At 32.1% G+C, this 12,558-nt stretch carries 13 protein-coding genes; 11 read left to right on the forward strand and 2 right to left on the reverse strand.

What is annotated here, in order from left to right; all coding sequences use genetic code 11:
• Positions 1–39 precede the first annotated feature (39 nt).
• The 9 genes from Q1B37_RS18240 to Q1B37_RS18280 all read left to right on the forward strand — a co-directional run bounded on the left by Q1B37_RS18240 (position 40) and on the right by Q1B37_RS18280 (position 7,369).
• The gene (locus Q1B37_RS18240; protein WP_299900964.1) at positions 40–594 is read left to right on the forward strand and encodes a hypothetical protein; all 555 of its coding nucleotides are present in this window, start codon (positions 40–42) and stop codon (positions 592–594) included.
• An 8-nt stretch (positions 595–602) separates the two neighbouring features.
• Positions 603–1,043 carry a nuclear transport factor 2 family protein gene (locus tag Q1B37_RS18245; RefSeq protein WP_299900967.1) on the forward strand — a complete coding sequence of 147 codons (441 nt, stop codon included), beginning with the start codon at positions 603–605 and terminating at the stop codon, positions 1,041–1,043.
• A gap of 104 nt (positions 1,044–1,147) precedes the next feature.
• The gene (locus tag Q1B37_RS18250; protein ID WP_299900970.1) at positions 1,148–1,990 is read left to right on the forward strand and encodes a metallophosphoesterase; all 843 of its coding nucleotides are present in this window, start codon (positions 1,148–1,150) and stop codon (positions 1,988–1,990) included.
• 137 nt (positions 1,991–2,127) lie between these two features.
• Positions 2,128–3,708, forward strand: a complete 1,581-nt coding sequence (locus tag Q1B37_RS18255) for a carboxypeptidase-like regulatory domain-containing protein (RefSeq protein ID WP_299900972.1) — start codon at positions 2,128–2,130, stop codon at positions 3,706–3,708.
• An 81-nt stretch (positions 3,709–3,789) separates the two neighbouring features.
• A complete protein-coding gene (locus tag Q1B37_RS18260) occupies positions 3,790–4,212 on the forward strand; it encodes a hypothetical protein (RefSeq protein WP_299900977.1) in 423 nt (140 codons plus the stop codon).
• 141 nt (positions 4,213–4,353) lie between these two features.
• On the forward strand, positions 4,354–5,031 hold the full coding sequence (locus Q1B37_RS18265; RefSeq protein ID WP_299900980.1) for a carboxypeptidase-like regulatory domain-containing protein: 678 nt from the start codon (positions 4,354–4,356) through the stop codon (positions 5,029–5,031).
• Positions 5,032–5,044: 13 nt separating this feature from the next.
• Complete coding sequence (locus tag Q1B37_RS18270) at positions 5,045–6,055, forward strand: transglutaminase domain-containing protein (RefSeq protein ID WP_299900983.1); 1,011 nt, start codon at positions 5,045–5,047, stop codon at positions 6,053–6,055.
• Positions 6,056–6,146: 91 nt separating this feature from the next.
• Entirely contained in the window at positions 6,147–6,563 is a 417-nt protein-coding gene (locus tag Q1B37_RS18275) for a hypothetical protein (RefSeq protein WP_299900985.1), read from the forward strand.
• Between the two features lie 128 nt (positions 6,564–6,691).
• The gene (locus Q1B37_RS18280; RefSeq protein WP_299900988.1) at positions 6,692–7,369 is read left to right on the forward strand and encodes a hypothetical protein; all 678 of its coding nucleotides are present in this window, start codon (positions 6,692–6,694) and stop codon (positions 7,367–7,369) included.
• Positions 7,370–7,450: 81 nt separating this feature from the next.
• On the opposite strand, the gene Q1B37_RS18285 is transcribed toward Q1B37_RS18280, so the two are convergent.
• Entirely contained in the window at positions 7,451–8,050 is a 600-nt protein-coding gene (locus tag Q1B37_RS18285) for a fasciclin domain-containing protein (RefSeq protein WP_299608504.1), read from the reverse strand.
• A gap of 307 nt (positions 8,051–8,357) precedes the next feature.
• Here Q1B37_RS18285 and Q1B37_RS18290 point away from each other — a divergent pair, with 307 nt between their 5' ends.
• Together Q1B37_RS18290 and Q1B37_RS18295 are read left to right on the forward strand one after the other, a co-directional pair.
• Entirely contained in the window at positions 8,358–9,809 is a 1,452-nt protein-coding gene (locus tag Q1B37_RS18290; protein WP_299900991.1) for an amidohydrolase, read from the forward strand.
• A 194-nt stretch (positions 9,810–10,003) separates the two neighbouring features.
• On the forward strand, positions 10,004–11,428 hold the full coding sequence (locus Q1B37_RS18295) for a polysaccharide lyase (RefSeq protein ID WP_299900994.1): 1,425 nt from the start codon (positions 10,004–10,006) through the stop codon (positions 11,426–11,428).
• 43 nt (positions 11,429–11,471) lie between these two features.
• Here Q1B37_RS18295 and obgE read toward each other — a convergent pair whose 3' ends face one another.
• Complete coding sequence (gene obgE, locus Q1B37_RS18300; RefSeq protein ID WP_299608512.1) at positions 11,472–12,467, reverse strand: GTPase ObgE; 996 nt, start codon at positions 12,465–12,467, stop codon at positions 11,472–11,474.
• Between the last annotated feature and the right edge of the window lie 91 nt (positions 12,468–12,558).

A 12,558-nucleotide genomic window follows, 5' to 3' on the forward strand; every position in this document is an offset into this window, starting at 1 on the left:
TCATCTTATTAAAAGAAATGCTAATAAAAATTGTTCAAAATGAAAACAACAAGTCACTTAGTAAAAATTCTTTGTTTAATATGTATCCTATGCTGTTCTTGTAATTCTACTGAAAAATCTAATGCCGGTTGGCAAAAGGTTTTTCAAAATGATGAAAGTGGTGATGTCATTTACGGAGATAAATCAAAATTAATCGATGCGGTACGATTAGGATATCCAGTTAGAATTGGTTGGGGTGGTAATCGGGTCGAACATATTGCGGATGCAACCTTTTTAACCATTTTTGAAGGAAAAGAAGTTTTTGCACAAATCAATACCATTGTTGGTCAAGCTCCAGCAATTGATAATGATTCTCTTAAACTTCGATTCAGAACACAAAACCATTGGACAAAAATTTCAGGAACTAACGGCTATGCTACCAACTTCATGACCAATTATCTCAAAGATTCTATTGTTGGTGGTGGTACTGATCGATATACTGCAACAACTTGGTACGTTTTGTATCCCGAACACTCTTTAGATATAGAAGCAAAACCTCTTTGGCGAAAAGAATCTAAAAACTGGGGAGAGTGGAATAAAAAGAACAAAAAATAAAGGGAATTATGAACACCGTTAAAATACTATCCGTACTAATCGGTCTTTGCTTCATCAGTTGCACTAATAACTCCAAACCCACTTATGAAATTTCAGGAAAGAATAGTAAAACGATTGTTTCTATAATTGATGCCGTTAACGAAAAAAATGCTGAAAAATACGTGCTTGGGTTTGATCAAAATGTAAAGGTCTTTGTTGAATCTGAAATAAAGATACATGGAAGAGAAAATTTGAAAGCTAATAGAGAGAACCATTTTAAAAGTCATCCAAATGTTATATCTGAAATACAACACCTAGTGGAAATAGATGATAAAGTAATTCTACATGACAAAGTTTGGCTTGATGAATCTGATAAGGTTGGTCAAAACATTGTTGAAATTTTCACTTTTGAAAATGATAAAATAGTACGAGTAGATGTCATTCAACCTAAAAATTTACTCAACAGATAAAAGAATTGTATTTTTGAATAATTTTTTAGACAATAAACCTAAAAACACATAAAGCCACTGTTGTTTATCGAGTTAGTATCCTAGCATTATTCTCAAAAAAATGTATGAATAGAAGAAAGTTTATAAAAAAAGGAATATTAGGAACTGCTGGAATTGCTATTGCCACAGGTTTTTACACTTGGCAAATAGAACCTTTTTGGTTAGAATTTGTTCATAGAAAAATGCCTGTGAAAAATCTCCCAGATCAATTTATTGGAAAAACACTGATGCAAATTAGTGATGTACATATTGGAAATGAATTTGATTATCAATACATCATTGATTCTTTTATCAAAGCTCAAAAACTTAATCCAGATTTTGTAGTATATACAGGTGATTATGTTAGCTACGAAAATGAACAACAATTTGCGCAGTTAGACGACGTTCTGAAGTACACAGTTCGAGGAAAAATTGGCACATATGGAGTTCTTGGCAATCATGATTATGGAGAGGAATGGTCTGAACAAGATGTTGCTGATCAAATTACCAACCAACTCGAACAAGCTGGAATTCAAATTTTAAGTAATAACTCGGAAAAAATAAACGGGCTAAACATTATTGGAATTGATGATTATTGGGGATTAAACTTTAACCCAGAACAAATATTATCACAACAAAACCAAAACGAAGCCAATATCACACTTTGCCATAATCCGGATGTTTGTGATCTAGATGTTTGGGATGATTATGAAGGATGGATATTATCTGGGCATACCCATGGAGGACAATGCAAACCACCTTTTCTAAAACCTCCTCTACTTCCGGTTAAGAATAAAAAATACGATGCTGGAGAGATCGATCTTACCAATGGAAGAAAACTATACATCAACAGAGCCATCGGGCATCTATATCAGGTACGATTTAATGTACGACCAGAGATTACCGTTTTTGAATTAGTAAAAACGTAAAATTTTAAATAGTACTACTATTACTTCAATTATGTTACAGAATTGTTATTTTAACATATACCATTGTAAAACAAAGAATTAAGCTTTATTTTTAATACGTTTTACAATTCATCTAATCAAATTCAATCAAAAACGGTATGTCTTTGTTTTCAAAACTGACACCAAAACCCTATATATTTTTATTTATTTTTCAATCGATTATATTATTTGGACAACAAAGTGAATTTATACAAGGAAAATTAGTCGATTCTAAAACCAAAGAACCGATTTCTTTTGCAACCATTAGAATCAAAAATAAATCTCGAGGTCTAATTTCAAATGCAGATGGTGGATTTAAGATTCCTACGAACATTCAAAACATAAGCGATACGCTAGTTGTATCTTCAATAGGATATATTTCTAAAAACATACTATTATCTCAACTCAAATCTGAACAAGTTAATGTCATATCTTTAGTTCAGAAAATTGAAGAATTGGAAGAAGTCGTTGTAACGAATACCAAAAAGATAAAACGATATGGAGCAAATAGAATTGTACGACTAGCCATAGAAAAGATACCAGAAAATTATCCATTTTCTCCTTTTTCATATGTAGGCTATTATAGAGATTACCAAATAAAAGATCAATCGTATATAAATTTAAATGAAGCCATTTTAGAAGTTTTTGATAAAGGTTTTGAATCTGATGATTTACAAGAAACCAAAATAAAAATATTCGAGTACAAAAATAATTTAGACTTTCCCATTGATACTATTGCCGCCAAACCCTATAATTATGTAAATAGAGATAAAATTATATCCAACAACGCAACATTGAATGGACAAGGCGGAAATGAATATACACTCTTAAGATTACATGATGCACTCCGAAACTATCGTATAAATACTTATGATTTTGTGAATAGATTTAACAGAAACTTCATAAAGAACCATAGATTTAAAATACTTCCCTCTACTTCTATTGATAATATACCATTATATACCATTGGTATTTCCAAAACCCAGCAAAACATAAAGGTTTCTGGAAAAATCTATATCAGCAAAGGAGATTTCAAAATCTATAAGATGATATATGCAGTTTTTGACTCATCTAAACCTGAAGATGAAGAAAAAAATACAACGGAAAAAACATCTGGAAAATTACTCTATGAAATCATTATAGAATACCAAGAACGTTTTGAAAAAATGTATCCAAGTTATATTTCATTTGATAATACATTTGAAACATCATATCCTCCAAGATTTTTCCCTGAAAAGGTATCTGTAAATCAAATGCAAAAACGTTTCGAAATTGTTCTTAATAAAAGACCTTTTTCAAGAGAGGCTCTTAGAAAAAGAAATTATAGCCTATGGTATTATGGAACTAAACTACAAATAGACAGTATTCGAGTACTACAAAAAAACATCTATATATATCCTAAAAAGAGAAAATTAGTTTTCGGCACCAAGCTTATTAGCAAGCAAAAAAAGCAAAGCCATAGAGCAATCGCTATAGAAATTAAAAACATTAGAGATTTAGAAGGAAACCTCATCAACAAAAGAGAATCAGTTTCTTTCCATCAGTACAGAGAGTTTTTTGTACAAGAATTATCCATGGATACAAAACCAATACGTGACAGCTTATTTATGATAAAAACCAAACCAATCTTTAAAAGTAAGTCTGTTATCTCTCCCGAAATACTATCCAACTACTGGATGAATACCCCTCTAAAGAATTAATAATCATTTTATGCAATAGAGTATGGATGAGTAACATTTCATGTATTTAATAGACCAGTAAGCATCAACAAAATTATTTTCATGACCGATTTATTGAAACTAGCGAGAATTCAAACGATACTAGTCTTCCTGTTTATTATACTCAAATTCATTCGACCAACTGTTTTAAATAGCAGCACCTATAACTGGGTTAAAATCGTGTTACTTTCATTACCCAATTTCTTTGAAGCAATCATAGGGACATTCCTACTAACAGGAATAGGTCTTTATATTAATTTCCGTATACTCCCCGAAAAAACAAAAATCTCCATCTACAAACTTTATGTACTAGCAACTATACTAGCTGGAGTATATGTGATAACTCAAGAACTAAAAATTCATAACCTTGGAGGAAATAATGTCTATGATATTAATGACATCTTTTTTTCATTTATTGGTTTAATTGTTGGTTACTTTATGATAAGACGTATACAACCAAAGATTTACAATACAAATAGAGATTAACTCATTTAACTGCCAAGATAACTCTTCTTCACTCTGCAAAAAGCAGTGTTTACCTATCTAAAAGCTGTGTTCCCTAATTCTACATTTTATATACAAAACAAAGCGTCTAAGTTTGATGTATAAACTAAAAAGAATAAGATTATGAATCAATTTACTGTAAACATCAAAGAGCCATGCCATCAAAATTTCGAAAACTTTTCTCCAACAGATAAAGGAGGATTTTGTAATCATTGTACTAAAGAAGTAATAGATTTCTCTAATATGACTTCTCTAGAAATTACAAACTACTTTAAAAGTCACACCTCAAATAACATTTGTGGTCGATTTAAGGATAATCAATTAACTACTTATTCTTACAAGGAATCTAGAAAAAGTCAGTTTAATGTTTTGGGAGCAATCACTATAGCTTGTATGGCATTATTTTCTTTTACCAAAACTCATGCTCAAAACATAGATAATCAAACAAGAAACTCAATTAATAATCCTTCAAAACTTCAAAGTGCTATTAATGACAATTCGATAATAGTTAAGGGTATTGTTTCCGAAAGCGGAAATCCATTACCAGGTGCTAATATCCTGTTAGAAGGAACTGCCATCGGTACATCAACAGATTTTGATGGTAATTTTGAATTTCCAGTAATGCTAAAAAAAGGAGATGTTCTGGTATTTAGCTATATTGGTTTTACGTCAAAAAAAGTAAAAATTCAAGATAACACTTCTGGAAACAATATTGCACTTAATGTAAATCTAAAACCAGATGGTTGTGTTCTGATGGGAAAAGTAGCTGTGAAAAAATTATATAGTTCTACAAAAGATTAATTTAAGCATACACATGAAATTTTTTCTTAGCACTACACTCTTTCTTCTAATTGCTTGCAATGTATTTTCCCAAGTTTCGGATTTTAAATCCGTAGACTTTACCAAAGCGGATAAGATTGCTTTTTCTTACAAAGGAGCTTCATTAGAAAATCTTCCGTTGTTAGCGTATCAGCTAACTAATGAATTACCTACTGAGGTAGAGAAATTCCGAGCGATATATACATGGGTTTGTCAAAATATAAAAGGAGATCAAGTACAGTTCTCCCAAGTAAGCAGAAAAAGAAGGAAATTTCGAAATGATTCCGTTTCATTTATGAAATGGAATCATCAATACAAGAAAAAAGTATTCAAGAGATTAGTAAACAAAAAGATAACCATGTGTACAGGATATGCTTATTTGGTAAAAGAGCTTTGTAATTTGGTTGACATTTCTTGTAAAATTATTGATGGCTATGGAAGGTCTGTTACCTCTAATATCAATAAATTAGAAATGCCTAATCATTCTTGGAATGCTGTTAAGCTAAATAACAAATGGTACTTATGTGATGCTACTTGGTCTAGTGGCTACCTCGATGAATATGGTGTTTTTATCACTTCCTATAATGACGGCTATTTCTTAACTGATCCAGTGTTTTTTGCCAAAAATCACTTTCCAATACATCAAAAATGGCTATTAGATGATACGATAAAAGTCTCTTCATTTGTAAGCGCTCCGTTGATCTATGGAGAAGCTTTTGCAAACGATATAGAGCCCGTTTCACCCAATAAATTAAATACAGCTATACCTAAAAATACCGAAGTCATTTTTAGTTTTAAATCTTCACGGAAAATCAAAAAAGATCATATTGAATTGGTTTATTACTCAGGATCTGAAGAAAAAAATATTCATATCTACAATACTCAAAACAACAATAACATCACATCTTTCACTTGTACTTTTAAAAATAAAGGACGTTATGACACGCATCTTAGAATAAATGGTGATATTGTAGCTACCTATTCATTTAGTGTTGGTAAAAGTTAAAGCAGAAATAAACCATGCTATTAAGAGGTTTTCTGCTCTATCTAAACTAATTGCTTTTGATATATATTATAGTTAGAAAACATATCAATTAATGAGCTATATCTTGTCATCATTAGTTCCATTTTTTAGGAAAAATCCTAAACTATTATTTTTAGTTGATGGAATAGGCGCATTATTAACTTTAATGTTTTTATCCATTGTACTTCCTGCTATACGACAGTTTATAGGAATTCCACTAAAAGCACTATATTTTTTGGCCATAATAGCAATCGTACTGCTCCTATATTCTACTGTTTGCTTTTTCTTAAACCCTTTAAAATATGAATTTTTCGTAAAAATAATCGCAGTTGCTAATCTAATCTATTGTTTTATCACAGTAGGGACGGTTATCTTTTATTATGATCAGATGACGCTATGGGGATTCTTTTATTTTGGCCTAGAGACTTTCATCATTCTGATTTTAGTAGCCCTAGAATTATTAGTGGGATCAGATCGAAGAACTTTATAAACTCTTAAAATCAAAACTTATAAGACCCTTATCGCCTTTGGTTAGTAAAACTTCAAAAAAAAATTAAACAAACTTGAATTTAGGAATGTTATTTGTAGAAAAGTATGATACGTACAAAAAATTAAGTTATGAAATTTCTTATCATTCCTTTTGCTTTAACTTTATTAATCTCTTGCACGGGTAAAACAAAGATCTTAGAAAATCAAAATTTAGAACTTACAAATCAAGTTAAACAATTACAACAACAAATAGACTCTTTAGAAAATCTCCCTAGTATTCACTTTGAAAAAATAATAGCGAAAGATATTTCCTTAGATTCATTAAGAAATAAATCAATCGCAAAATACATTTCACCATTAAAAAACAACTTATTAAAAACTAAAGACTCAGCAATAATTACATCTTATTTAAATTTTGCTAAGAAATTTCCTAATTCTTACTTTTCCATGTATGCGATTGACCGCATCAAAACAATTAAAGAAAAAAGAAAAACGATTAAAATAAACGAATTAGTAGGGTCATGGAAATGGGAAACAAGAACTAACACTCTATTCCCTATAGAAACCAAAAGAAAAGAACAAATTGTTTTCGAAAAGGATAAAACGGTTAAGTTTTTCAAAAATGGTGTATTAACCTCTAAAGAAAAATACCATCCGATAACAAGAGATTATTTAAATCAATACATAACATTTAGTAAAAAAGGAACATACAATATATTTCTACTAGAGGGAGATTTACTTAAACTGACCAAAGGAAAAGGAACTTGCTTCGATTGCGGAAGCGATATTTATAAAAAAGTAAAATAATCCTAAAAACAAAAAAAACCTCACAACTCTATCTATTGTGAGGTTTCCCGGTTTTAAACAAACACATTAAATTATGGTCTTTTATTTTTTCGGAAGCATAACTGTTTCAAGGGTATGAATCATTCCGTTTGTAGCTTCAATATCTGTTTTCATCAATCTTCCAGCATTTCCATTTTTATCGATCAAGTATATCTTTCCTCTTTTTCGACTAGCTATTAATTTGTTTCCTCCAAGAGTTCTTAATTTAACACTTCCGCCTCCTTCATTAATCGCTTTGATAATATCTTGTTCGTTTATCGTACCTGGTATAATATGACAATTTAAAATAGCTGCTAAGCTTTCTTTGTTTTCTTCTTTTTTAAGATCCTCTAACGTTCCTTTTGGAAGTTTAGAGAACGCTCCATTTAAAGGTGCAAAAACAGTAAATGATTTTTCTCCTTTGAATTTCTCAGAAAATTCTGAAGATTTTACGATTTCATTTAATTGAGTAAAAGCAATATCAAATGATAAAATCTCATTGATGGTAAGATTTTTATTTTCTTCAACAGGTATATCAGCTTGTGCAATTAACTTGTCATTTTTTCCTGCATTTGGATTTTTCTTTACAACCAAATTATCACAAGAAACAAAAGTTATGATAAGAATAAGAGCTAAAAAATTAAATGGGGTTTTAATCTTCATTTTAAAAATTGATTTATTATTAATTCTTAAGTATGGATAACAACTTAATGTCCAATCTATTACTTTTTCTTGGGTTAAATCTATTGTAATTAACGTTAAGAAATGTTAACAAATGAGTATTCGTAAGTAGCAAGTTAGTAATCGTTTTTATGCACCTGTGGTTGTACCGTAAGCGTTTTATATAAATACATTTAAATCTTTAAAGCCAGCTTATTACAGGTAATTCTTTATATAGGATTGAAACCATAAAAAAGTCTTATTTTTATGACTCATATCACAAGCAAACTCATTCAATTCAGATTATCATATGAAATCATTCAACTTCATAAATCTATTCTTTTGTTTTGTATTGGCGTTAACTCCAATATATAGTCAAAAAAAGTTATCATCTACTAAACAAGCTATTATGGCTTCTGTAGAAAAGCATCAAAAAGAATTAATTGCTATCAGCGATCAAATTTGGGCATTGGCAGAAACTGCTTTCGAGGAAAATCAATCATCTAAGTTACTGGCCGATTATGCAGAAAAACAAGGTTTCAAAGTAGAACGAGGTGTAGCAGGAATGCCAACTGCCTTTGTAGCTTCTTATGGTTCAGGAAAACCAGTAATTAGTGTACTTGGAGAGTTTGATGCATTACCAGGAATATCTCAAAAAGCACAACCTACAAAGGCTGCATTAACGGAAGGAGGTGCTGGTCACGGATGTGGACACAACCTGTTTGGTGCAGGAAGTTTAGGAGCTGCAATTGCAGTAAAAGAATTAATAGAATCTGGAAAAATTAAAGGAACTGTTAAGTTTTTTGGAACTCCGAGTGAAGAAAAGTACTTCGGAAAAATCTGGATGGTTAGAGAAGGCTTATGGGATGGTGTTGATGCCAATATTAGTTGGCATCCATCAGCTTCTACCAAAGCTGATGTTCAAAGTTCTCTGGCATTGGTAGATTTTAAAGTCGAATTTTTTGGGCAGGCAGCACATGCTTCTGCCGATCCATGGAACGGTAGAAGTGCTTCAGACGCATTAGAACTTTATACGACAGGTATCAACTATTACCGCGAACATGTAAAACCAACCGTGAGAATGCATTATCATATTCAGGATGGAGGGCAAGTAGTAAATGTAGTACCCGATTATTCCAGATTATGGATGCGAGTAAGAGACACTAAACGTTCTGGAATGATGCCAGTATATGAGCGTGTTAAAAAAATGGCTGAAGGAGCTGCGATTATGGCGAATGTAGATTATAAAATCTCTCTAATTTCAGGAATTTATGAAGTCTTAGTTAATCGTGAAGGTGGAAAATTGATGCAACAGAACTTAGAACTCTTAGGACCAATCACTTATACAGCTGAAGAAATTGCTTTTGGTAAAAAAATTCAAGAGGTTACCAAGAAAGAACAAGTAGGTATGGATAGTGCTATTAATCCGCTGGAAGAGACAAAAGAACATCCTGGTGGTGGTTCTACAGATGTTGGAGATGTTAGCTGGAATGTTCCGAATATCAATCTTGGAGTTACCACAGCTCCTAAAGACACACCATGGCATTCTTGGGCTGTTGTTGCTTGTGGTGGAATGAGTATTGGACATAAAGGAATGTTGTATGCATCAAAAGCAATGGCAATGACTATGACCGATCTTTACGAAGATCCAAAAGCTTTAGAAAAGGTAAAAGCTGAATATAAAGAACGTAAAGGAGATGAAGTTTATGAAGCTATTGTACCAGAAGGCCCTCCTCCGATCCCAAGCGATTCCAAAAAATAGTAAATAACAACTAGGAAGAACTTATAGAAAAACCAATAAATTATTTTTTAAGTAAATTTTCGTAAAAAAAATTTAGTAAACAGAACAAAGATTTGCTTTTTACGTTAGGTTTGCAGTATAACCAACGTAAACCATAAATAATAGTAAAGTAAATATTGTAGAACTATACTATTATTTAGCAAACTCTTAACCTCATGAAAAAGAGATTGACATATCTCCTAGTACTTATTACATCCGTTACTTGCGTACGTGCTCAATTATCAGGAACTGTAAAAGATCAATCAGGAAATCCAGTAGAAAATGCTTTAGTCTGTGATGCTAATAATGTGTCTAATTACACTAAAACTGATGAAAGCGGTAATTTTAATTTGCCCTCAGGTAATAGTAATACTCAATTAAGAATTGGCGCACTTAAGTACGAAACCATAAAGGTTACCTCAGAAAGGAATATAGTACTTGCTCCCGATCCATTATTAGCAAATGATGAATACCATATTAGCTTTGATCATTTGCGAGTTGGAGATACGTATACAGAAAATGAACTAAAGGATGACTTCCCCACTTCTAACGGAATTGGCTTTTACGACGGTCAGCTAGAAAATGGTCAAAAAGATGATACACAAGACAGAGCATCCGTAGATTATGAAAACAGTATCGATCCAGGAGGTGTTTCTTTAAAAGTAAAATACCCAAAAGGCTTATTAAAAACAGGGAATTCTGGAATAGACACTAGAATTCCATTAATGAATACCTTTAAAGATAATTATTATGAATCTTCGGATTTATATCTTTCGTACTGGATTAAATTTAGCGATGATTTTGACTTTAGTTTATGTGGCGGAAAACTACCTAGCCTTGGAGGATCAGATCCAAACACTCCTGATGGAGAAAGAGATAGAAATCGATGGAAAGGTAGAATTATGTTTCGAAAAGGAGGTGGAATTCAGTTTTATATGGAGCTTCCTGGAGAACAAGAACCTGCTGATGATGCTGCTAATGAAGATGAAAATGAATTACGCTTTTGGGGAGATCGAGTGGTAGATGGTGATAACATCTGTTCGTTTGAATATGAAAACTATCTGAAAGCACAAGGATGGCACAATATCGAACTACATTACGTATTGGAAAGTAGTCCAAATGGTAATGATGGCCTTTTTGAAGGTTGGGTAGATGGTGTGAATTATGATTTCGTTGGTTCTGACTATTTCAATTACTATAGAAACCCTTCAGAAAACAGAGAAAACATAACTATTAATCATATTCTCATTTCCACCTTCTTAGGAGGTTCTGATTATGACGATTACGCTCCTAAGGACAAAGATTTTTACGTATGGTTTGATGAATTTAGAGTATCCGAACAAAGAATCAACGAATGGGATTTTTACACCAATACTTTATCCGTCGAAGAGTCTAATGATATATCCAACAAAATTTTCCCAAATCCAAGTACTGGCGATTACAACTTACCTAAAAGCACAAATTGGATTGTATATGATATCACTGGAAAAGAAGTAAAAAATGGTAACGGTAAAACTGTTGACCTAAATGGATATTCCAAAGGAATATATTTTCTTAAAATGGAAAAATTTGATATTGCTACAAAACTAATTTTACAATAAGAAACAACAATAATGTTGTATAAAAAAGTAGTATGCTTAAAGATTAGTTAAGCATTTGCCATAACTTATCTTTAAGCTCTTGTAAACCTTGCTGAGCAACCGAAGAAATAAACAGATAAGGAATTTCTAACTGTTCATCTAGCTCAGCTCGCAACTCTGCTTTTAATTCATCATCGAGCATATCACATTTTGATATAGCAATTAATCGCTCTTTATCTAATAGATCTGGATTGTATCTTCGTAATTCATCTAATAGTATTTCGTATTGCTCCTTAATATCCTTTGCATCAGCAGGTATTAAAAACAATAAAGTAGAATTACGTTCTATATGCCTTAAGAAACGATGCCCGATTCCTTTTCCTTCTGCAGCCCCTTCTATAATACCAGGGATATCAGCCATCACAAAGGTCTGGAAGTCTCTGTATTCTACGATACCAAGATTTGGCTTTAATGTGGTAAACTCATAATCTGCAATTTTAGGTTTTGCAGATGTAATCACAGACAACAATGTTGATTTTCCTGCATTCGGAAAACCTACCAATCCTACATCCGCTAAAATTTTTAATTCTAGCGTAATATCATGCTGCTGCCCTTCCACTCCAGGTTGTGCATATCGAGGTGTTTGATTTACAGAACTCTTAAAATGCCAGTTTCCTCTTCCTCCCATTCCTCCTTCGGCAATGATAATTTCTTGTCCTGCTTCCGTAATTTCATGAAGAATATTCTGTGTTTCTGTATCTCTTATTACAGTACCTAAAGGAACATCTATAAAAACATCTCCTCCATCGGCTCCTGTACTTCTATTTTTACTTCCGTGTCCTCCATGCTCCGCTCTAAAATGTCTTTTAAACTTTAGATGATACAGAGTCCACATATTAGCATTTGCTCTAATAATGATATGACCACCTCGACCTCCATCTCCTCCATCTGGTCCTCCTTTGGTGATATACTTTTCTCTATGTAAATGCACGGATCCTTTACCTCCATTTCCTGAAGTTACATGCAACTTTACATAATCTACAAAATTCCCTTCTGTCATCCTACGTGATATCTTTTTAGATCAATTGGAAGCGTATCCAATGGTTTATTTTCTGGTACTTTCTGAACAGGTCAAAAAACCTTACTAGTTT

The organism is uncultured Aquimarina sp., assembly GCF_947492965.1.
Taxonomy (GTDB): domain Bacteria; phylum Bacteroidota; class Bacteroidia; order Flavobacteriales; family Flavobacteriaceae; genus Aquimarina.

Coding starts and splice junctions, on each gene's coding strand:
- Q1B37_RS18240 (WP_299900964.1), top strand. CDS start 40: ATGAAAACAACAAGTCACTTAGTAAAAATTCTTTGTTTAATATGTATC.
- Q1B37_RS18245 (WP_299900967.1), top strand. CDS start 603: ATGAACACCGTTAAAATACTATCCGTACTAATCGGTCTTTGCTTCATC.
- Q1B37_RS18250 (WP_299900970.1), top strand. CDS start 1,148: ATGAATAGAAGAAAGTTTATAAAAAAAGGAATATTAGGAACTGCTGGA.
- Q1B37_RS18255 (WP_299900972.1), top strand. CDS start 2,128: ATGTCTTTGTTTTCAAAACTGACACCAAAACCCTATATATTTTTATTT.
- Q1B37_RS18260 (WP_299900977.1), top strand. CDS start 3,790: ATGACCGATTTATTGAAACTAGCGAGAATTCAAACGATACTAGTCTTC.
- Q1B37_RS18265 (WP_299900980.1), top strand. CDS start 4,354: ATGAATCAATTTACTGTAAACATCAAAGAGCCATGCCATCAAAATTTC.
- Q1B37_RS18270 (WP_299900983.1), top strand. CDS start 5,045: ATGAAATTTTTTCTTAGCACTACACTCTTTCTTCTAATTGCTTGCAAT.
- Q1B37_RS18275 (WP_299900985.1), top strand. CDS start 6,147: ATGAGCTATATCTTGTCATCATTAGTTCCATTTTTTAGGAAAAATCCT.
- Q1B37_RS18280 (WP_299900988.1), top strand. CDS start 6,692: ATGAAATTTCTTATCATTCCTTTTGCTTTAACTTTATTAATCTCTTGC.
- Q1B37_RS18285 (WP_299608504.1), bottom strand. CDS start 8,050: ATGAAGATTAAAACCCCATTTAATTTTTTAGCTCTTATTCTTATCATA.
- Q1B37_RS18290 (WP_299900991.1), top strand. CDS start 8,358: ATGAAATCATTCAACTTCATAAATCTATTCTTTTGTTTTGTATTGGCG.
- Q1B37_RS18295 (WP_299900994.1), top strand. CDS start 10,004: ATGAAAAAGAGATTGACATATCTCCTAGTACTTATTACATCCGTTACT.
- obgE (WP_299608512.1), bottom strand. CDS start 12,467: ATGACAGAAGGGAATTTTGTAGATTATGTAAAGTTGCATGTAACTTCA.